At 48.5% G+C, this 19,901-nt stretch carries 13 protein-coding genes and 13 tRNA genes; 21 read left to right on the top strand and 5 right to left on the bottom strand.

Annotated elements, in window-relative coordinates; translation table 11 throughout:
* The 16 genes from CGZ75_RS12645 to kduD all read left to right on the top strand — a co-directional run bounded on the left by CGZ75_RS12645 (position 1) and on the right by kduD (position 4,113).
* Positions 1-76 (top strand) — tRNA-Val (locus CGZ75_RS12645).
* A 9-nt stretch (positions 77-85) separates the two neighbouring features.
* Positions 86-162: transfer RNA gene (locus CGZ75_RS12640), tRNA-Met, on the top strand.
* Between the two features lie 4 nt (positions 163-166).
* A tRNA-Asp gene (locus tag CGZ75_RS12635) sits at positions 167-243 on the top strand.
* Positions 244-261: 18 nt separating this feature from the next.
* Positions 262-337: transfer RNA gene (locus tag CGZ75_RS12630), tRNA-Phe, on the top strand.
* A 19-nt stretch (positions 338-356) separates the two neighbouring features.
* A tRNA-Thr gene (locus CGZ75_RS12625) sits at positions 357-432 on the top strand.
* A gap of 5 nt (positions 433-437) precedes the next feature.
* Positions 438-523: transfer RNA gene (locus CGZ75_RS12620), tRNA-Tyr, on the top strand.
* 6 nt (positions 524-529) lie between these two features.
* Positions 530-603 (top strand) — tRNA-Trp (locus CGZ75_RS12615).
* Between the two features lie 4 nt (positions 604-607).
* A tRNA-His gene (locus CGZ75_RS12610) sits at positions 608-683 on the top strand.
* Positions 684-690: 7 nt separating this feature from the next.
* Positions 691-765: transfer RNA gene (locus CGZ75_RS12605), tRNA-Gln, on the top strand.
* A 2-nt stretch (positions 766-767) separates the two neighbouring features.
* A tRNA-Gly gene (locus CGZ75_RS12600) sits at positions 768-842 on the top strand.
* Positions 843-853: 11 nt separating this feature from the next.
* Positions 854-927: transfer RNA gene (locus tag CGZ75_RS12595), tRNA-Cys, on the top strand.
* A gap of 13 nt (positions 928-940) precedes the next feature.
* Positions 941-1,017: transfer RNA gene (locus CGZ75_RS12590), tRNA-Arg, on the top strand.
* 59 nt (positions 1,018-1,076) lie between these two features.
* Positions 1,077-1,159, top strand: a tRNA-Leu gene (locus tag CGZ75_RS12585).
* A gap of 581 nt (positions 1,160-1,740) precedes the next feature.
* Complete coding sequence (gene kduI / locus CGZ75_RS12575; protein WP_089524472.1) at positions 1,741-2,574, top strand: 5-dehydro-4-deoxy-D-glucuronate isomerase; 834 nt, start codon at positions 1,741-1,743, stop codon at positions 2,572-2,574.
* A 5-nt stretch (positions 2,575-2,579) separates the two neighbouring features.
* Positions 2,580-3,335, top strand: a complete 756-nt coding sequence (locus tag CGZ75_RS12570) for a DeoR/GlpR family DNA-binding transcription regulator (RefSeq protein ID WP_089524471.1) — start codon at positions 2,580-2,582, stop codon at positions 3,333-3,335.
* A gap of 22 nt (positions 3,336-3,357) precedes the next feature.
* The gene (kduD, locus tag CGZ75_RS12565) at positions 3,358-4,113 is read left to right on the top strand and encodes a 2-dehydro-3-deoxy-D-gluconate 5-dehydrogenase KduD (protein WP_089524470.1); all 756 of its coding nucleotides are present in this window, start codon (positions 3,358-3,360) and stop codon (positions 4,111-4,113) included.
* On the opposite strand, the gene CGZ75_RS26175 is transcribed toward kduD, so the two are convergent.
* The 5 genes from CGZ75_RS26175 to CGZ75_RS12545 all read right to left on the bottom strand — a co-directional run bounded on the left by CGZ75_RS26175 (position 4,110) and on the right by CGZ75_RS12545 (position 10,113).
* Positions 4,110-4,244 (bottom strand): hypothetical protein, encoded by a 135-nt coding sequence (locus CGZ75_RS26175; RefSeq protein ID WP_281255101.1) that lies wholly within the window; start codon positions 4,242-4,244, stop codon positions 4,110-4,112. The two genes, kduD and CGZ75_RS26175, sit on opposite strands and share 4 nt — an antisense overlap.
* On the bottom strand, positions 4,241-6,463 hold the full coding sequence (locus tag CGZ75_RS12560; protein WP_089524469.1) for a helix-turn-helix domain-containing protein: 2,223 nt from the start codon (positions 6,461-6,463) through the stop codon (positions 4,241-4,243). Before CGZ75_RS12560 ends, CGZ75_RS26175 begins: the two co-directional genes overlap by 4 nt.
* 159 nt (positions 6,464-6,622) lie before the next feature.
* Complete coding sequence (locus tag CGZ75_RS12555) at positions 6,623-8,305, bottom strand: extracellular solute-binding protein (RefSeq protein ID WP_089524468.1); 1,683 nt, start codon at positions 8,303-8,305, stop codon at positions 6,623-6,625.
* 62 nt (positions 8,306-8,367) lie between these two features.
* A complete protein-coding gene (locus CGZ75_RS12550) occupies positions 8,368-9,240 on the bottom strand; it encodes a carbohydrate ABC transporter permease (protein ID WP_089524467.1) in 873 nt (290 codons plus the stop codon).
* Positions 9,241-9,252: 12 nt separating this feature from the next.
* Complete coding sequence (locus CGZ75_RS12545; RefSeq protein WP_342745666.1) at positions 9,253-10,113, bottom strand: ABC transporter permease; 861 nt, start codon at positions 10,111-10,113, stop codon at positions 9,253-9,255.
* A gap of 319 nt (positions 10,114-10,432) precedes the next feature.
* Between CGZ75_RS12545 and bglB the strand changes: the two genes are divergently transcribed.
* The 5 genes from bglB (at position 10,433) to CGZ75_RS12520 (ending at position 19,869) form a co-directional block, all read left to right on the top strand.
* Positions 10,433-11,512, top strand: a complete 1,080-nt coding sequence (bglB, locus tag CGZ75_RS12540) for a beta-galactosidase BglB (protein ID WP_089524466.1) — start codon at positions 10,433-10,435, stop codon at positions 11,510-11,512.
* A 23-nt stretch (positions 11,513-11,535) separates the two neighbouring features.
* Positions 11,536-13,395 carry a hypothetical protein gene (locus CGZ75_RS12535; RefSeq protein ID WP_089524465.1) on the top strand — a complete coding sequence of 620 codons (1,860 nt, stop codon included), beginning with the start codon at positions 11,536-11,538 and terminating at the stop codon, positions 13,393-13,395.
* 93 nt (positions 13,396-13,488) lie between these two features.
* Complete coding sequence (locus tag CGZ75_RS12530; RefSeq protein WP_217900055.1) at positions 13,489-16,935, top strand: carbohydrate binding domain-containing protein; 3,447 nt, start codon at positions 13,489-13,491, stop codon at positions 16,933-16,935.
* Positions 16,936-17,497: 562 nt separating this feature from the next.
* A complete protein-coding gene (locus tag CGZ75_RS12525; protein ID WP_089524463.1) occupies positions 17,498-18,856 on the top strand; it encodes a cytochrome ubiquinol oxidase subunit I in 1,359 nt (452 codons plus the stop codon).
* Complete coding sequence (locus tag CGZ75_RS12520) at positions 18,853-19,869, top strand: cytochrome d ubiquinol oxidase subunit II (protein WP_089524462.1); 1,017 nt, start codon at positions 18,853-18,855, stop codon at positions 19,867-19,869. Before CGZ75_RS12525 ends, CGZ75_RS12520 begins: the two co-directional genes overlap by 4 nt.
* The last annotated feature ends 32 nt before the right edge of the window (positions 19,870-19,901 follow it).

Below are 19,901 nucleotides of genomic sequence, written 5' to 3'. Positions count from 1 at the left end.
GGAAGCTTAGCTCAGCTGGGAGAGCATCTGCCTTACAAGCAGAGGGTCGGGGGTTCGATCCCCTCAGCTTCCACCATTTTACTACCGCGGGGTGGAGCAGTCCGGTAGCTCGTCGGGCTCATAACCCGAAGGTCACAGGTTCAAATCCTGTCCCCGCAACCAATATGGAGCTGTGGTGTAGTGGCCTAACATGCCTGCCTGTCACGCAGGAGATCGCGGGTTCGAATCCCGTCAGCTCCGCCATTTTTTAAGAATATGTAAGGCTCGGTAGCTCAGTCGGTAGAGCAAAGGACTGAAAATCCTTGTGTCGGCGGTTCGATTCCGTCCCGAGCCACCATATGACAACTGAATAGTATGCCGCTGTAGCTCAACTGGTAGAGCAACTGACTTGTAATCAGTAGGTTGGGGGTTCAAGTCCTCTCGGCGGCACCATTCATGGAGGATTAGCGAAGTGGCCAAACGCAGCAGACTGTAAATCTGTTCTCTTACGAGTTCGGTGGTTCGAATCCATCATCCTCCACCAGTTTTTAGGGGCATAGTTTAAGGGTAGAACAACGGTCTCCAAAACCGTTAGTGTGGGTTCAATTCCTGCTGCCCCTGCCAGATGGCGATCGTGGCGAAGTGGTTAACGCACCGGATTGTGGTTCCGGCATTCGGGGGTTCAATTCCCCTCGATCGCCCCATTATTATTGGGGATTAGCCAAGCGGTAAGGCAACGGACTTTGACTCCGTCATTCTCAGGTTCGATCCCTGAATCCCCAGCCATTGCGGAAGTGGCTCAGCGGTAGAGCATCGCCTTGCCAAGGCGAGGGTCGCGGGTTCGATTCCCGTCTTCCGCTCCATTTTTTATTAAGGCGCCATAGCCAAGTGGTAAGGCAGAGCTCTGCAAAAGCTCTACCCCCAGTTCGAGTCTGGGTGGCGCCTCCATGTTGCTTAATGTGTGCCCTTAGCTCAGCTGGATAGAGCATTTGACTACGAATCAAAAGGTCAGGAGTTCGAATCTCTTAGGGCACGCCACAAGCAGAACTTATTGTTCTATGGCTTGCTTGTTTAAAGTAAAACTTGAATTTTATTATGCTGGTGTGGCGGAATGGCAGACGCGGCGGACTCAAAATCCGCTTCCGGAGACGGAGTGGGGGTTCGAGTCCCTTTACCAGCATCAAACCTAACTTTTAAAGCTTCGAGAATGAATCATTCTCGAAGCTTTTTTTGTGTTAACAATCAACAGGTCGGAAGCGATTCTGCAAATTCTGTTGAAATTTCCGATTTCATCGTATCATTGCTTGCGAGTCATCTCTATCTCCGAATAAACTGGCATAGAGTTCATTCCTTCCTTTCTCTGAAAAAGCTCTTGATTGATCCCACCAATCCCTCGTAGAAGCTTAATCGAAAAACTAGATTTTGTTTCATGTCTTAGAATTTTTTAGCGATCGTATTCAAAATTTTTTTGATATTATTGTTTTGATGATATCAAACCATGATCAGCGTTTGACCGTATAAAGCATTATGTTCAATTGCGCTATGAATGAGTGGAGCGATGCGCTCATACGAAAGTTTGACTTGGTTTCGGCTAGTATAAGTTCATCTAGGGGATAATTTCTCTGGTGAGCTTTTTTGTTTTGGGAGCGCTTCTTTTTATGTTCGAAAAAGTGTGTTATTATAAATCGAACAAAAACAAACCACATTGGTTCGCTCATCCATAAACCGCACCTGTATGAACCTAAGGAGGCTTATTTTCCCATGGAAATTCGTCATACGACTAATCCTGCAGATGTTAAACATTACACAACAGAACGTCTGAGGCAGGAGTTTCTTGTCGGAGGATTGTTCGAAGCGAATAAAATCAACATGGTGTATTCCCATTATGACCGTCTTATCGTGGGCGGGGTGTTACCGGTTGGCGAAGCGCTGAAGTTGGAGGATCGGGAAACGTTGCAGACGGAATATTTTCTGGAGCGTCGTGAAATTGGTTTTCTGCATATCGGCGGCGGCATTGCGGTTATTGCCGTTGATGGCAAAGCTTATGAGCTGTCGAAGCTGGATGTTCTTTATGTAGGAAAAGGCAGGCAGGACGTGACAATCGCCAGTAAGGACAAAAACGATCCCGCGAAAATTTACCTCGTTTCCGCAACTGCGCATGCCGAGTATCCAACGCGCAAAATGACGGCGGAAGAAGCAAATCCTACGCATCTCGGCTCGCTGGAAACGTCCAATGAGCGTGTGCTGAACAAATATATTCATGCGGACGGTATTCAGAGCTGCCAGCTGATGCTTGGCGTAACGACATTAAAGCCGGGAAGCGTCTGGAATACGATGCCGGCTCATGTGCATGACCGCCGCATGGAGGCGTATCTGTACTTTGATTTGAACGATGACGCCCGCATATTCCATATGATGGGCGAGCCCGCTGAAACGAGACATCTAGTTGCTGAGAACGAGCAAGCGGTTCTTTCTCCACCCTGGTCGATTCACTCTGGAGCGGGGACGAGCAATTATTCGTTCTGCTGGGCGATGGCCGGCGAGAACTATACATTTTCAGACCAAGAGTTTATTCCCATGAAAGGGTTGAGGTAGTAGCTATGCTTGCGGCAGATCGTCATCGGCATATTATCGAGCAGTTGGAGCAGCGGGGCAGCGTTAAAGTATCGGAGCTTAGCGAGCAATTCAAGGTAACGGAAAAGACAGTCCGCGAGGATCTTGAGAAGCTGGAAGAAAAGGGACTGCTTCGCCGCATTCATGGTGGGGCGGTGATGGAATCGACGGGGGAAGACAGCCTTCTGCCGATTCAAATACCGAATATTAAGCGCCAAAAAGAGAAGGCAGCGATTGCCGACAAGGCTGTCGCCATGATTGAACCCGACGACATCATCGCGCTTGATGCGGGAAGCACAACGCTGGAAGTGGCCAAAAGGCTGCCCAATATGCCGATTACAGTGCTAACCAACGATCTGCTCATTATCCGCGAGCTTACGCTTAAAGATCAGATTCGGCTTATCGTGGCTGGCGGCTACCGCCGAAAAAATCTGCTTATCGGTACGGAATCGAGCGAATGGATCCGCAAGTTGAACGTTCACAAGCTGTTCCTTTCTACGACCGGAATTCATCTCGAATACGGCTTGACGATTTTTACAGAAGAGCTGGCCGCTTTGAAAAGATTATATATGGAATGCGCAAAAACCGTAATTTGTCTCGCCGATCATAGCAAGTTCGACCGGGGAGCGCTAATTACGTTTGCCGAATTAAGCGAAATTGATTGTATCATTACAGATGCATCGATGGATGAGTACGTCGCGCTTAAATACGAGAATGCAGGCGTCCGTTTGATCGGAGTGTAACGGTTGAAGGGGGATTTTATCGGTGCATTATTTTGACCTGACGGGCAAGGTTGCTGTTGTAACGGGCGCGGGACGCGGACTTGGCGCAGCCATCGCGGTTGGGCTGGCGGAAGCAGGCGCGGATCTCGTGCTTGTCACAAACGATACGCCTGCCGACGGAACCGCCGGTAAAGTGCGGGAGCTTGGCCGCAAGGCAGTTACGCTCCAGGCTGACATTTCTAACCGCAGCAATCTGCCTGGCATTATCGACAAGACGGTTGAGGAATTCGGCCGGATTGATGTTCTCGTTAACAATGCAGGAATCATTCGCCGTACGCCTGCCGCCGAACACAGTTATAGGGATTGGGAGGACGTGCTGAACGTCAACCTGAATTCCGTCTTTGTTCTGAGCCAGGAAGCGGGCAAGCGGATGATCGCACAAGGCGCGGGGAAAATTATTAACATTGCATCAATGCTGTCATTCCAGGGCGGCATTAATGTGCCAGGCTACACGGCAAGCAAACATGCCATTGTCGGTCTGACGAAGCAGCTTGGCAATGAATGGGCGTCAAAAGGCGTACAGGTCAACGCCATTGCGCCGGGTTATATGGTTACGGACAATACGGAAGCGCTTCGCGAAGATCCGTTGCGCAGCACTCAAATTTTGGAGCGAATTCCTGCGGGGCGCTGGGGAACCGGGCAAGACTTGGCTGGCGCTGCTATTTTCCTCGCATCATCTGCATCCGATTATATGAGCGGCCACGTGCTGTGCGTGGACGGTGGCTGGATGAGCCGTTAATGTTGATAGACTTGAATTAATAAACGCTTAAAAGCTGCCGTTTCATCATTTGTTGATGGAACGGCAGCTTTTTTAATAGTCAGGTCTTCAGCCGCAGGTTGACAACGGAACATCATCGTTACAGCGTTCATCCCGATTCCTTCTTTTTACGGTATTCTCCGGGAGTGGTGCCGGTCCATTTTTTGAACACTCGGATGAATGAAAAGGAATGGACATATCCAACCTGCAGTCCTATGTCCTGAATGGAAGCGTTAGTCGTTACCAAAAGCCTCGTTGCCGCTTCTATGCGAATCCTTGTCAAATAATCAATGAATTTCTCATTCATCACCTCTTTGAACAAGGCGCTGAAGTGAGAGGGACTAAGCTGGAAATATTCACTGATCTGGTTCAGGGATAAGTTTGGATCGGCCAGATGAGCTGAAATATAAGCTTGGATCGCCCCAATATTCTGATAGTGGGGACTTGATTCTCGACGAATGTTGATTTTCTCTGAAATGTCGCAAAGGGCAGCAAAGATATCGCGCTCTAGCTCGTCGATTGATGCAAAGTGTTTTAGCGCTTCCTTTAGTTCTGGCAGCAAAATATGATTCCAATAAACCGCTATGTCCTCCGGCAGTCCGGAAATTTCCTTGGTTAGATGGTAATGCAAATAGTCGGCCATATTTACAATTGCTTTGCGTGAGGAATGCCTGGCCTTTATCTCGGCAAATATCGACCTGAACTCATTTTCCCATAACTCTTTGCCTGTTTTAATATAATGAATCATAGAGCGAATAGTGGCAAGTTGTTCATATATGACTGCAGTAGGCTGCTGCGACAGGTTTTTTTGCGAGATGACCTTATTCGAACCAAGCGTAGCTTTGATGTCCAGCATATCCAAAGCGATTTCATACGAGTAGGGCAGATTTGAAAGGGCAGGCACGGGTTCTCCCACTCCCACTGTAATAGTAAATTTCAAATACCCCTCAACCCAGTTTCGCCACTCTTCGCACATTTGCAAAATGGTGTCCAGCGAATTAGGCTCCACTTCATCCAGCGCAATGAGATTGCATAAGCGCGAGCCGGATAGCCATTCGATCCAAATGGAGTTGGAATAATGCCCGGACATTTCCGAGACGGCTGATTGCAGCGCAAATCTAAGCAAAAGCTGATCGCGTTCGTTGTACGTTTGTAAGAAAATGTTGTACGCATCCACCTCGATGAGCAAAACTAGGCAGGAACGCGGTGCTGCCTTAAATCTTTCCAGCAATTGCTGCTCCAACAGTTCCCGCTTAGTCTCGGCCTGAACCGAGTTCATCGTTCCGGTTACAAAATCACGAAGCAACGTGCTTTTTTTCCAAATGAGATCTTTGGCCGCCTGCGCTTCATGATGCTGAGACTGTAAAATTAGCTTTTCGATTGAGGAGTCGATGAAAGTGAACTGGTCGCCTTCATAGCGGTACTTGTCGTTGTATACATATTGCTGAATCCGGTTTGTAATCGTATCGATTGGCTTGTAATTGCGGCGAAACACATAGATCAGCAAGGAAATTCCGAACATCAGGACGAGGGTTATGAAAATAATCCAGAAGAAGGAAATGATTGATAAAAAGCCGCCAAACTTCGTGTTTTTCAAACCTGAATGGAGGCTCCAATCCGTTAGCTCCGATTGAATTTGGACCCGGTCATTGTTATAGGATTCCATTGAACGAAAGAACGGTTTACCCGCCGGATCGGTAAAATAGGCATAATGGAGATCGGATTGACCGATTTCCGCCAACTCATTTTGCAAATACGGCAGAAAAATGTTCACTACGAGCAGTCCCTGCTGAGCGGTGCCAAACGGAATCCCTTTCACAAGAGAGACAACCTGCCGGCTTTGCCCGCCTTTAATGGAGGAATAAGAGCGGGGCGAAGACCAGCTGTTCAGGTTAGGCTGCTCCATTCGGTTCGTTACGAACTCCTTGTCTTCGAAGTCGGCGAGGTCCAGCAGGTAGGAGTCTGACATGACCTTTTGATCGGAGGTCCGATAGAGATAGATAGAATCAATGCCGTTAATGCTGCTCGTCAAATCTCTAAACCGGGAGTATAGCAAATAATTGGAGTATATATCGTTGGTGCCGGTGTGGTCGTAGAACGATTGCAAATCGCTGTTTGTAAGAGTCTCTTGAATGATTGCCTGCTCGATATTCCGAAGCGTATTATCGAAAGTTTTCACTGCGGTGTGGGCATATCTGTTGTTGGCATTGTCGGCTTCCTGTTTGGAGGCGTTTCCGAGGATAAATAAAAAAATAACGACCAGCGAGACTGCTGTGAACAAAAAAACAAATAAATAGGACAGGAAAAAACGCAGCCATGGATTTTTTTTCATAGAAAACTTCCACCTCGGATTATATGAAGTAGTCTATCTGCGAATCCCGACCTAACCTTCGTTATGGTCAAGAAGAGGAACGACAAGTTCAACCGTACGGCAAAAGCACAGCTCCCTTTGCCGTGGATCGACAAAAGGAGTTGTGCCTGTTCTAAAAGTTCATTCGTTATTCTTCTTAATGAAATCGTAATAGTCCTTTGTCAGCAGCGTTTTGTCCTTGTTCTCTGTATACCATTCCTTCATAAAGGCTTCGACCTTGGCTCCGTTTGAAGTTTGCCAGGCAGCTTTTGCATCTTTGATGGCTTGCTGGGCGGTATAACTGCCGCCGGAAATGATGCTTTTGGCGATAATATCATAGACAGTTTTGAAGCCATTGGTTTGATTGATCTGTAGAGTTTGCGGCAATGAAGGCAAAGCGGCGTTCGGAATGATGCTGACCATCGGTCTGGACGGATCAAGGTAGGCGTCGAAAGCAGATTGATAAGCTGCTGCGAATTGTTTGGAAATTTCATAAGCGGCTTTGCCCTCGGCAGTCTGTTCTTTCGGTTCAATTGGATTCAGCAGCAGGTTGTAAGAGGCGCATTTGCCGGTAATGCCGCCTGTAATCATGGCAAAATCTCCGCTGTAGTTTTTCTCGATTTTGTTTTTGTCGGGATCGATGACAGTTGGACAGCCGTTGTCCCCAATTTTGTAATGCTCACCTTCAATTCCATTGTTCAGCACCATGATTGCTTTTTCTGACATCATAAAATCGATATATTTAATAATGTCAGCCGGATTTTTGGCTTGAGCATTAACGACGGCATTCATTGAAATTGGGGTGCCGATAATCGGGCTGAAAGAGCCAAAAAGACCTTCCGGCAATTGCAGCGCTGCAATTTCGGCATCCGGTACATTCTGCTTTAATGTGCTGTATGCGGCGGCATCCGGTCCGTTGGAGCCCCAAATGCCAAGCTTCCCGGTCGTAAAATCTAGCTTGGCTTTATCTCCCTTGCCATCGGTCAGAAAATCTTTGTCTACGATCCCCGCGTCATACAGCTTTTTCTTAAATTGGAGGGCGGCCTCTACCCGATCCCAGCCGAGCACCAAATTTCCGTTTTCATCCAGAATCCAAGGATTTTTGTCATTGGCATTAAAGATAGTGCCGAACATGGCGTCAACGCCCATCATGCCCACAAAGCTGAGGTTAGCGCCATAGGTATCCTTCTTGTTATTGCCATCGGGATCACCGTCCGCGAATGCTTTGGCAACGTTGAAGAAATCCTCTGTCGTCTTTGGCATTTCAAGGTTCAGCCCTTTGAGCCAATCGGTGCGAATATAGATGATATGCTGAGGAATAACATCGCTGATTCGTCCGATTTCATAAAGTTTGCCGTCATCTTTAGTTCCCAGCTTGCGCAGGGTAGGATATTTCTCGAGCATTCCTTTGTAAACGGTGCTTTTTTCTATATATTCGTCCAAGGGAAGCAGCTGCTTCTGGGTGTAAAGCTGGTTTTTGATGACCGAATCGTATTCCAAAATTAAATCGGGAGCAGTGCCCGACGCAAACAGCGTGTTCAGCTTTTGGGCGGACTCCCAGCGCGGCACGCTTACAAACGATACGTCCACCGGGCTGTTTTCGTTAATCCATTTGGACCACCGGTTGGAGATCATGGTGCCTTCCTCCGGTGCAACGCCGCCTCTGTCGTAAATGGTGGAAGTGATTTTACCTCTTGTCTCTGTGTTTTTTCCATCCGATTTGCCGCCGCTGCCGGTTTCTTTTGAAGTACAAGCGCTGAGCAACATCATGCCGCCCAGCAGCAATAACAAAATGGCAGAAGATGTTTTTTTGGATTCTATCATTGATATGCTGCCCCCTCCGAATGTCTTCTTCAGATTTAACGCCTCCTTGGTGAATCGAGCCCTCACCCTTTAATTGCGCCTATCATTACACCTTTGACAAAATACTTTTGAATAAAGGGGTAAACCAGCAGCAAAGGGATAATCATGACCATAACGCCTGCCGATTTGACGCCCTCCGGCGTAGACTGGGCGATATCCTCCGGCCGCAGCGCGAAATCCTGTGCCAGCGACTGGCTGCGGACCATTTGCTGCACAAGCACCGACAAATTCAGCTTATCTGCATCATTGATATAGATCAGCACGGACATGAAATTATTCCACATCGCGACTCCGTAAAACAGGGAAAGCGTGGCAAGCATCGGAACGGAGAGAGGAAGAACGATTCTACCGATAAAACGCAGCTCCGAGGCCCCGTCAATACGGGCGGCTTCTTCCAGCTCAACAGGAAGATTTTCGAAATAGTTTTTCATAATCAGCATGTTGTAGGCACTGATGGCGGCCGGCAGCCAAATCGCCCAATAGCTGTTGATTAGGCCAAGCGACTTGACCAGCAAATACTGCGGAATGACTCCGCTGCTGAATATCATCGTAAATACGATAGCAAGCGTAAAAAACTTGCGGCTGTAGAAGTCCTGCCGCGATAATGGATACGCTGCCAGAAATGTAAGCAGCATCGCAACGACTGTACCTGATACGGTAAGAATCAGGCTGTTCTGAAACGCATTAAGCACTGGGGTGCCTTTAAACAGAATTGCGTAGGCTTGAACATTCATTTCAATGGGCAATAGAAAAACTTTGCCGGACAGAATGGCTTCGTTGCTGCTCAGCGATACGGCGAGTATGTTGACCAGAGGCAGCAAACAGGTCAGCGCGGCAACCGAAAGCAGAACATAATTGATGAGATTAAACCATTTTTCGCCTCGAGTTATGCGCATCCCTTTTCCTCCTTACCATAATCCTTGGCCGAACCGGCGGGCGACCGCATTGGTGGCCAGTATGAGCACAAGAGCGATAACGGCCTCGAACAAGCCCATTGCAGCAGCCAGTGAGAACTGTCCTCCCTGCAAACCCATTCGGTAAATATAAGTGGATATGACTTCGGATACATTGGACACGATCGGATTTTGCAGGTTGTACACTTGATCGAAGCCGACATCCATCACTCTGCCCATGCCGAGTATAAGCATGAGAATGACGATAGAACGAATGCCCGGCAGCGTGACATGCCATATTTTCCGTATTTTCCCCGCTCCATCTAGAGATGCCGCTTCATAAAGGCTGGTATCAATATTGCCGAGAGCGGCCAAATAAATAATGGCGGCAAAGCCAGCTTCTTTCCATACTCCGGAAGCCAGAAATATAGTCAGCCAGGAAACCGGTTTATAAAGAAAAGGAAACGTTTCGCCCGTCCACTGCTTCAACAGATGATTGATGGTGCCGGACTCCTGCGCAAACAAAGTAATGACGAGTCCGCCGACTATAACCCATGAGAGAAAATGGGGAAGGTAGAGCAAGGTTTGAGCGGTTTTTTTGAACCATTGCTTGCGAACCTCGTTAAACATCAGAGCGAGTAGTACAGGAAACGGGAAGTTTACAACAATAGAAAGAAAAGCGATAACAAATGTATTCCGAATTGTTGCGAAAGCGAGCGGATCAGTGAACAGCAGCTTGAAATTTTGCATACCTACCCAGGGGCTGCCCCAAATGCCATCCGTAAAATTATAGTTTTTGAAAGCGATGACGTTCCCGCCCATCGGGATGTATTTAAAAACAATATAATATGCGACCACGGGGACGAACATGAACATCCATGGGATATTCTTACGGAATCTCCTTCTTCTTTGAATTTGTTTGCTGCTTAGCATACTGCTCTTTAGAGGGGATTTTTTGTCTTTGACTGGAGCGGTCTGTTGCATGATGTCACCTACTTTGGTGTTTGTTGTGATCTTACGGCCAGAATATAACAAAGTCCTTTGGAACCGTCCATAAACATGAATTCCCGCATCTACAATTCCCCGGATCATAATAATTGTGTATGTCTCCGTGAGTATTGTTTATTTTGTCTGCACCCCTTTTTTCATAATGTTAAGAGTACTAAAGAGGGAAAGAAGGTGCGGACAAAAAAATATGCGTGCCGATAATGGGTTGAAGATGGATTCGGAAATTCGGAAGGTAATGGAGCAGCTGAAGCATCTGCAAAGTCCTGTGGAGGAAGTTTGTCCGATCGGCATCGTATCGATGGACAACTGGGAATGGCCGCAGGGCGTAGGTTTGTTCGCGATTTATTTATACTACAGAAAAACAAAGCGACCCCAGCTGCTGAAGGAGCTTACCGACTGGTTCGATTGGCAGCTGGAGCAGGGGCTTCCGCCCAAAAATGTAAATACGATGTGTCCCATGCTGACGCTTGTTTGCCTTTATGAAGAAACGAAGAACGAGCGTTATTTGCGCGTATGCCGGGAATGGGCCGAATATGCCATGCACGAGATGCCGCGCACGGGAGAAAATGCCATTCAGCATACGGTATCGGGGGCGTTGAATCCCGGAGAAATTTGGGATGACACCTTGTATATGACGGTTCTTTTTCTTACGAAAACGGGCGTACTGCTTGGTAATGACGCTTATATCCAGGAAAGCATCCGCCAATTTTTGGTGCATTTGAAGTATTTGACCGACCGGAGAACGGGCTTGCTGTTTCACGGCTGGACTTTTCTGGAGAACCATCATTTCGCGAAGGCTTTATGGGCTAGAGGTAATTCCTGGTATACAGCGGGGCTGGTTGATTACCTCGAGATGGTGGAACTTCCCGAAGGCGTGAAGGCGGTGCTCCTATCGGCGCTGGAGAAGCAGGCTGAAGCTCTATTGCTGCTACAAAATTCCGAAGGCATGTGGCATACGCTGCTTGACGACCCGTCGTCTTATGCGGAAACATCGGCCACAGCCGCGTTTGCTTATGGTTTGCTCAAAGCGGTAAGGAAAGGATACTTGCCGATTGCTTACAAGGAGGCCAGCGTAAAAGCATGGCGGGCGGTACTCAGCCAAATAGACGATTGCGGAATCGTCCGCGGCGTATCCTACGGCACAGGCATGGGCCGAACGCTTCAGGAGTATAGGGATATTCCGATCTGTCCGATGCCCTATGGCCAATCGATGGTTTTGCTGATGCTGGTAGAAGGACTGGAGCATGATTTGGAATTGGAACCCTGATGGAAGAGGAGGTGAGACACGATATGGAAGGAGCGCTTTATTACGATTTACGGGGGCAACGTGAAAGGCGGGCTGTTATATGCGCAAGAGTGACAGCCGATACGCTGCAAATGGCCAACGATGGCACTCTCTGGAAGGAGCCGTCGATGGTAGACGATTTGCGCGAGCGGTTGTGGACGGCTTTGGTCTACTTGGAGCATGGCAGCAGTGAGGCGTCTGCAGCGGCAAACCGCATTATTATGGAGTCCTGTTATAAGTTCTGCCACTTTGCGCCGATGATTGCTTTGCAAATTTTAGTTAGAGATATGGCTTTGCTTGCGCCTCCAGCTAAAGAACTACTTCGCGAATATGTAACAAATGTGCTGCCTCATTTTTTGAGAGATGACATGGATTACGTTGGAGTAAACGACAACTTTCCTTCGATGGCCTCCTTTATCTGTCTGCTTGCCGGTCAAATGTTTCATGATCAAGTCGCATTTCGGGTCGGGTCGGGCCGTTTGCTGCAGTTTAAGGAGCTGCTTCGGCGGCGAGGCGTATCCACAGAATTCAACAGTCCAACCTATACGCCTATTCATGCTTATGCGCTTGCAGAAATTTCCGCGTGGGTACAGGATGAAGCAGTTGTCGTCCTTGCCCTTGAGTTGGAGGAAAGAACCTGGGTTGATTTGCTCGGGCATTACCACCCCCAAACTCTCCAGCATGCCGGGCCGTATTCACGCGCGTATATGAGGGATTCGGCAGGAAGAATTCATTCCAATCGGTTTATGCTGTTGTCGCTGCTCGGGGCGAGTTTACCGGATTACGTGGCCGATACGGAGTGGAGTTACGAGGCGCTGACAACGGGACAACGCATTTCTTCCGCTATGCGGATGATGGCCGACTTTCATTGCCCGACTAGGCTGGTGGATGCGCTGCTGCATAAAACGTATCCGTTTACATTTAAAGCCTCCTTCGATTGCAGTCCGTCAAGCGATTACGGCGCGGATGCGGAGCCCGATCTGTGCGTCCAAGGCGCCTATGAATATCCTGCTGCGGAAGGGCTGATTCAGAGCTTCATGACGGACAATTACGCGCTCGGGACCTCTACCCGCGAATTTCATAATGGCATGCAGACCGATGCCTTTCATCTATTGTACAGACGCGCTGTCCCCGTCCGAAAACTAAACGATGTTGGCACTGTATTTGCCAGATATGTGAGCAATGCAAAGAAAATCGACCTGTCCATGAACATATTGAACGACGAAGGCCGAAAAATAGCGCTTCAGCATGAAAATACGGCTGTTGTCGTGTATAAGCCCAAAGCGTTTCTGCAGTCGGGCATTCATCGGTTGGCGCTCCAACTTTATGTGACACTCGGCGATAATGGTGCTGCGCCGGATGAGATTTTTTTGGGCGAACAGCCCGTTGCGGGGGAATGGGGGGAGAGTGCAGCTCCATGCTCCATCTATGTGAAGGATGGCCCGGTTTATATCGCTATTCATCCGTTGCGAATTTCGAATCTGGGAAGGAAGACGGGAGTATCGGTAACAAGGCAAGGCGGTTTTTTGGTGGTATCGCTAATCAACTATGAGGGACCCGCCCGGAATTTCAGCGCAGAAGAGCTTCTAGCCGTTTGCAATGGTTTTGCGGTGGAGGTAGGCAGCGGGGAAAGGGATGGAGATTTTGCGTCATTCCGGGAGCGATGCGCGCTTTCTTCCGTCAGCGATAGGCTCTCTTCAAGCGTTCATTCGAGATACCGGATATCCCGGACGGTGAAGTTCAATCGCGATGGTTTGGAGCTGGCGCTGGAATACAGCCCGTTCAGTGAAGGAGTGCGATACATGTCCGTTAATGGAAAATCGATGGACATTCCGACGTTCGAGCTGTCAGGCTTTATGCTGTAATGACGCTGTAATGGTCCGCGTATGCACCAGCGGATCATCGCATGCGCGGTTCATGGGTTCTCGCCGTTATGAGCAATGTAGAGGAGGAGTATGATGAAACGCGGCGAATGGATAAAAATTGCAGTTGTTGTCAGTATGATGATAGGTCTGCTGCCGGTATGGCAGGCGGAGAAAGCCGAGGCTTTGTCTGAAGGTGCATGGTATGTGGATGCTGTTCAAGGAAATGACGATAATCCGGGGACGGCTGAGCTTCCATTCCTAACAATTGAGAAGGCGCGTGACGCGGTTCGCGGCATGACTGTCGGCATGGGGGCGGATATTCACGTTTATTTGCGCGGCGGCGTGTTTCGCTTAACGGATACGGTTGATTTTACTGCGCAGGATTCTGGGCAAAACGGCTATAACGTCATTTATGAAGCCTATCCGGGTGAATCGCCTCTATTGAGCGGAGATCAAACGATAAGCGGCTGGGAGTTGCACGACGCTGCAAAAAATATATACAAAGCGGCGGCAGGCGCCGATGTGGAGACAAGACAGTTATACGTGGACGGCATACGCGCGATAAGGGCGAGAAGTGAAGGCGGCATGCCGGACGCAACACATGATGATAACGGCCTGAGCACATCGGCAGCAGAGCTTGCGGGCTGGGGCAATCAAAGCGACATGGAAATGGTATTCAAGCAAATGTGGACCAATCCGCGCGGCGCTGTAGAGGCAATTACACTGTCTGATGGGAAAGCCTCTATCAAAATGAAACAGCCGGGCTGGTATGCTTTGCGCAGTAAAGGCTCCACATCGGCGACTGTTCCCTGGTATTATGAGAACGCTTACGAACTGTTGGATCAGCCGGGCGAGTGGTATTTGGACCGAACCAGCGATACGTTCTACTATAAACCTCGGCCGGGTGAAGATCCCAGCACCGCGCAGGTGTCCATTCCTAAGCTGGAGAAGCTTGTAACGATTACGGGAACGGAAAATGAGCCGGTTCATAACATTCAGTTCAGAGGAATAGGGTTTCAATATTCAACTTGGCTTGAACCAAGCAGCGCGCAAGGGCTGCCTGATGTACAGTCCAACGTGCTGCGCCGGAAGGATCTCAATACGGGCATCACTACGGAGAGTTTGACGCCTGCCGCCGTGGAGATTACAGCGGGCCGCTCCATCGTATTCGAGCGCAATCGTTTCTCGCAACTCGGCAGTGCGGCGGTCAATATGTCGGGCGGAAGCCAGAATAACCGTATCATCGGCAATGTGTTTATGGATTTATCCGGGAGCGGGATTCAAATTGGGGAAGTGGATATGCGCAATCCCGATCATTACAATCCGCTTGATCTCGGAAAGCTGGAGAAAGGCCATACGATTTCCAATAACTTTTTTTATCGGATAGGCGCTGAATATCGCTCCAGCGTTGCTATCTTTGCAGACTATCCGCAAAATATCGAAATCGCCAATAACGAAATATCGAATATGCCTTATTCCGGCATTACGCTTGGCTGGGGTTGGGGAGATGTAGATACAAGCAACCGAAACAATGTCATCCGCAATAACTACATTCATCATACGATGCAGGAGCTGGTGGACGGAGGCTCCATATATATGCTTGGTACCTCTTACGATATAACGATAACCGGTAATTACATTAAAGGTCAGAAAAATAACTTTGGCGCCATCTATTTGGACCAAGGAAGCAGCAACATAACGGCGGAGAACAATGTCATCGAGTTCGCTGCTATTCCGATCTTCATCAATCCGTCCTCCAACAATAAAGTGCGTTTAACTTATACGGATAGCCGCAAGCAGGTGAATATGGGAACCAACAGTGAAATTTCCGGTACGGTTTATGTGCCGGATGGCAGCTGGCCTGCCGGAGCGCAGGCGATTATTGCGTCGGCGGGAATTGAGAGCGCTTACCGCGATATCATCCCGACCGTGCCAGATTCCGGGGAGTTAATCAGACCGCAGCCGCCTGAGACGACACCATCGCTGCCGGTTGATTTTGCCGGAAAGAGCAGCTTTGTCCAATCCATCGTTAAAGCGGGCAAGCTTCGCAACGAATGGGGCGGCTGGGTAGGCATGAAGCTGGAGACGGCGGGCAATCCAATCGTCGTAACGGCTTTTGGACGCATTAACCTGCCCGGCAGTTACGGCCTGCATCGGATGAAAATGGTGGATGCCGCCACAGGCATCGATGTTCCGGGCAGTATGGTTCAGCTTAATATGTCGGATGCGGCAGCAAACGGCGATTTCAGCTATGTCCAGCTTCCCGCCGCCGTTACGCTGGAGGCGAATAAAGTCTATTATTTGATGAGCGAGGAGAAGGTCGGAGAGGATGTGTGGTATGACAGCGACATGATTGTAACGACTGCTTCCGTAGCGACTGCCCATATCGGAGTTTGGGGCTCGGCATACAAAGAGAGCCCTCCGGGAGGAAACAGCTTTGTCGGACTGGATTTTCTATACGAAAATGGCACTTCCGACACTCCCGCGCCCATCCTTCTTCCAGAACCTGTAACGACGCAGCCACAGCCTGAGCCCGACCCGCTTCCGGTGGATCTGGAAAATACGTCCGGATTCGTGCAATTAATATCGGGCGGTGAACAGCGCAGCGGCTGGAGCGGTTATGCAGGCATGAAGTTCACCGTTGGCAGCACGCCGATTATGTTGACTGCGCTTGGACGAAAGTTTGAGGCAGGAAACTTTGAAACTCATCTGCTCAAGCTGCTGGATGCCAATACAAAAGCTCTGGTCACAGAGGCCAAAATAAGGCCGGACGGTGCGCAGGATGGGGGCTTTCTCTATGCACAGCTTTACGAGCCGGTACGTTTGTTTCCCGGAAGATCCTATTATCTTGTCAGCAAGGAGAATTACGGCGGAGACAGCTGGATAAGCGGCAGTATTTCCGCATCGCTGCCGGAGATAGGTTCAATAGACGGTCCAATTTATGCTTCCGACGATAAAAAGCCGCGTGTAAATAATTATTTGGGAGAGCCATTTGCCGGAGGCGGGTTTGCCGGACTGGATTTTCGGTACACGACGGATCAGTCGGGAGCGAGCAACCTGCTCAATAACGGAGCCTTTGAATATAACACTTTAGGCTGGACAGCAATGAACGCTACCCTTTCCAGAGTGACGGTGACGGCGGATACTTACAATAATAGCGCCGGCTCCGCCAAAGTGACGGTGACAGGCAATTACGGAACAGCGTTGCAGAAGGTGGCGCTTGAAAAAAATAAAACCTATGAAATATCGGTTTGGGTTAAGCTGGCGGCAGGCTCCGATGTGGCCCAAATCATTCTCGACCATGGTACGGGAACGCCGAGATACGGATATGTCGCTAAAAATATGCCGGTTGATACGACATGGAAACAGCTGAAAATGAATTACACCTATACCGGTTCCAACGATACTGCAGATGCTTCTATTCAGCTTCGGATTGGCAACGGTACCTCCAGGCTGACCTATTATTTCGATCATTTTGAAATTAGGGAAGCCGACAGTGGGAGCCTTAATGGAGAGGTTGAGCCAAGCCCTGGCGAATAGACTGCTGTAAGGAGAAGTTGCCGATCGTTACAGAAGGGACGGGGAATTGAGTCCAGATGCGGGCGATGCGCCGCTCCATGCTGGTCAATTCCCCTTCCAGTCTCCATTCGGGAGGGAATTTGTCTTTTGCATTACCACAAAAGAGCTATATGAAACAATAGCTCTTTCGAGTGCTTTCTGTATTTTTCACCAAGTTTTCAGAAAGAGTTGACCCTTTCTTTAACGTTTAGAGACGAAGGCGTGTCAGTGATTGAATTGCGGAGAGACAAAGATATAATAATGATATCAGGTTTATATAGGCGTGTCAGATCTCGCTTCAGCCAGTAACAAACGGCAGGCAAGCGAAAGTTTATGTGGACAGCATCATTTGCATCTTACTTTGTGAAAAAATTCTCAATCACACGGTCAAGATCAAGGAACGCCATACTAAAAAGCAACATGCAAAGTTTTCATTAAGCCTATCCAAACCTGATATTGAATGCAGTCCAACGGCTAGCAAGCCTGATTAAAAGTTTTAATTTAACACAATAATGGAACAGAGTTTGAAAGGAGGCAGTTAAGTATGGCGATTGATACGGTACTGTGGAGTAGGCTAGTGACAGGCTTGACGCTCGGTTTCCACGTTATTTTTGCGACGATTGGTGTCGGTGTGCCATTAATGATCGCTATTGCAGAGTTCATCGGAATCCGCAAAAAAGATCAACATTATATACTGATGGCGAAGAGATGGGCACGAGGATTTGTCATTTCTGTTGCGGTTGGTGTCGTGACCGGCACAGCGATATCACTGCAGCTGGCCCTGGTGTGGCCGAATTTTATGAAGTTGGCTGGGAATGTCATTGCACTGCCATTATTTATGGAAGTATTCGCGTTCTTTTTTGAAGCTATCTTCCTGGGCATTTATTTGTATACGTGGGATCGGTTCAAAAATCAGTATATCCACTGGCTGTTGACGATTCCAATTGTGGCCGGGGCAGGTATGTCAGCCGTTTTTATTACGACGGTGAATGGATTCATGAACCAGCCTGGAGGCTTTGTCATGGAAGCAGGCCAATTCACAGCGGTTGACCCAGTGCAAGCGATGCTGAATACGGCTACGTTCTCCAAGGTATTCCATGTGTTAAGCTCGGCCTATTTGACAGCAGCTGCCCTGTTAGCCGGAATTGCAGCTTTTGCGATGCTAAGAAGAGGGGTATCCGCATACCACAAAAAAGCTTTGAACCTTATGATGGCGGTTGTTTTGCTGTTCGGTTTGCTGAATACGCTGGCCGGAGATGTTTCTGCCAAGTTTTTGGCCGAGCATCAGCCGGAGAAGCTGGCAGCGGCAGAGTGGCATTTTGAGACGGAAAGCGGCGCAGATTTGGTTTTACTGGGATGGCTGAATGCAGAGAACGAGATTCTAGGGGCTATTCACCTGCCGAAACTGCTCAGTTTCCTGGCCTTTGGAGATTTTAATGCAGAGGTAAAGGGGCTGGAGGAATTCCCCAAGGATGAATGGCCGCCGCTTCTCGTTCATTACCTGTTTGATGTAATGGCCGGAATCGGATTTACGTTGCTCGCTGTTTCGCTCTTGTATTTCCTGCTTGTGTTCTGGAAAAAGCGCAATGAGCTTAACAAGTGGATGCTCCGGATTATCGCACTGAGCGCACCGCTCGCCTTTCTGGCTGTTGAGATGGGCTGGTTTTATGCAGAAGTTGGGCGACAGCCGTGGATTATCCGTGGATATATGCGTGTAGAGGAAGCCGCTACTTCTTCACCGAGTGTAAGAATATTATTTTTCGTCTTTTTGCTCCTGTACATCTTACTCGGCGTCATGTGTGTAATCGTGTTAAGGCGCTTATTCAACAATAATTCGGCAGAAGTTGAGATGGAGAAATGGATGAAGGAAAAGTCTAATCATTCAAAGGGTGATCTGACATGATGAGTTACGAATTGATTGGCATCTCGGTGCTCTGGTTGTTCTTGTACGGCTATTTAATTGTAGCCTCCATTGATTTCGGAGCGGGCTTCTTCGCTTTCTATGCACGTTTGACGAAGCAGGATCATCTCATTAATCGTCTGATTTCCCGTTATTTATCACCCGTTTGGGAAATCACAAATGTATTTTTTGTCTTTTTCTACATTGGCATCGTCGGGTTTTTTCCGGACACCGCCTATTATTATGGCTCCGCGCTGCTTGTTCCGGGAAGCATTGCCGTTATTCTGCTTGCGATTCGCGGTTCGTTTTATGCTTTTGAAAATTACGGTTCCAAGAAGAACATTGTGTATCTGTTTTTGTACGGAGCTACAGGTTTGCTTATTCCGGCTTCGTTGTCAGTCGCGCTAACGTTGTCTGAAGGCGGCTTTATCGTGAAGCAGGGTGAGACGGTTTCTCTGGATTACTGGGAGCTGTTTACCAATCCGTTATCGTGGAGCATCGTTGGACTGGCAATCGTGTCCGTTTTGTTCATTAGCGGCTCGTTTCTGACCTTTTACGCTTCTCGGGCTGAGGATCATTCCGCGTTGAAGCTGTTGCGGAGTTATGCCTTGTTCTGGAGCACACCAACGATCATTCTCGCACTGACAGCATTTATTTATTTGGGTCAACACAATGAGCGGCATTTTCAAAATATGATGGATTTATGGTGGCTGCTGGCGCTTTCCGTTGCTTTTTTCATGATCGCGATGTGGCTGTTATACAACGGACGTCGTTACGGATTAGCTTTCATATGCGTTATGCTGCAGTTTTTCTGTGCCTTTTTCGCTTACGGGATTGGGCAATACCCCTATATTCTTGATCCTTACATCACGATTCAGAGCAGTGCAACTTCACCTGCGATGGGTTTAGCATTAGTTATTGTATTTATCGGCGGTTTGTTCCTGTTGATCCCATCCCTTATTCTGGTCTTCAAGCTTTTCCTGTTTGATGCGGATTATGTAAAAGGGAAAAAATAAAGCGAATTGTTCCATAAAGGAGGAGAGATCAG

Source organism: Paenibacillus herberti (assembly GCF_002233675.1).
Lineage (GTDB): Bacteria > Bacillota > Bacilli > Paenibacillales > Paenibacillaceae > Paenibacillus_O > Paenibacillus_O herberti.
Note: the sequence above shows the minus strand (reverse complement) of the source record. Positions and strands in the feature narration are given on the sequence as shown.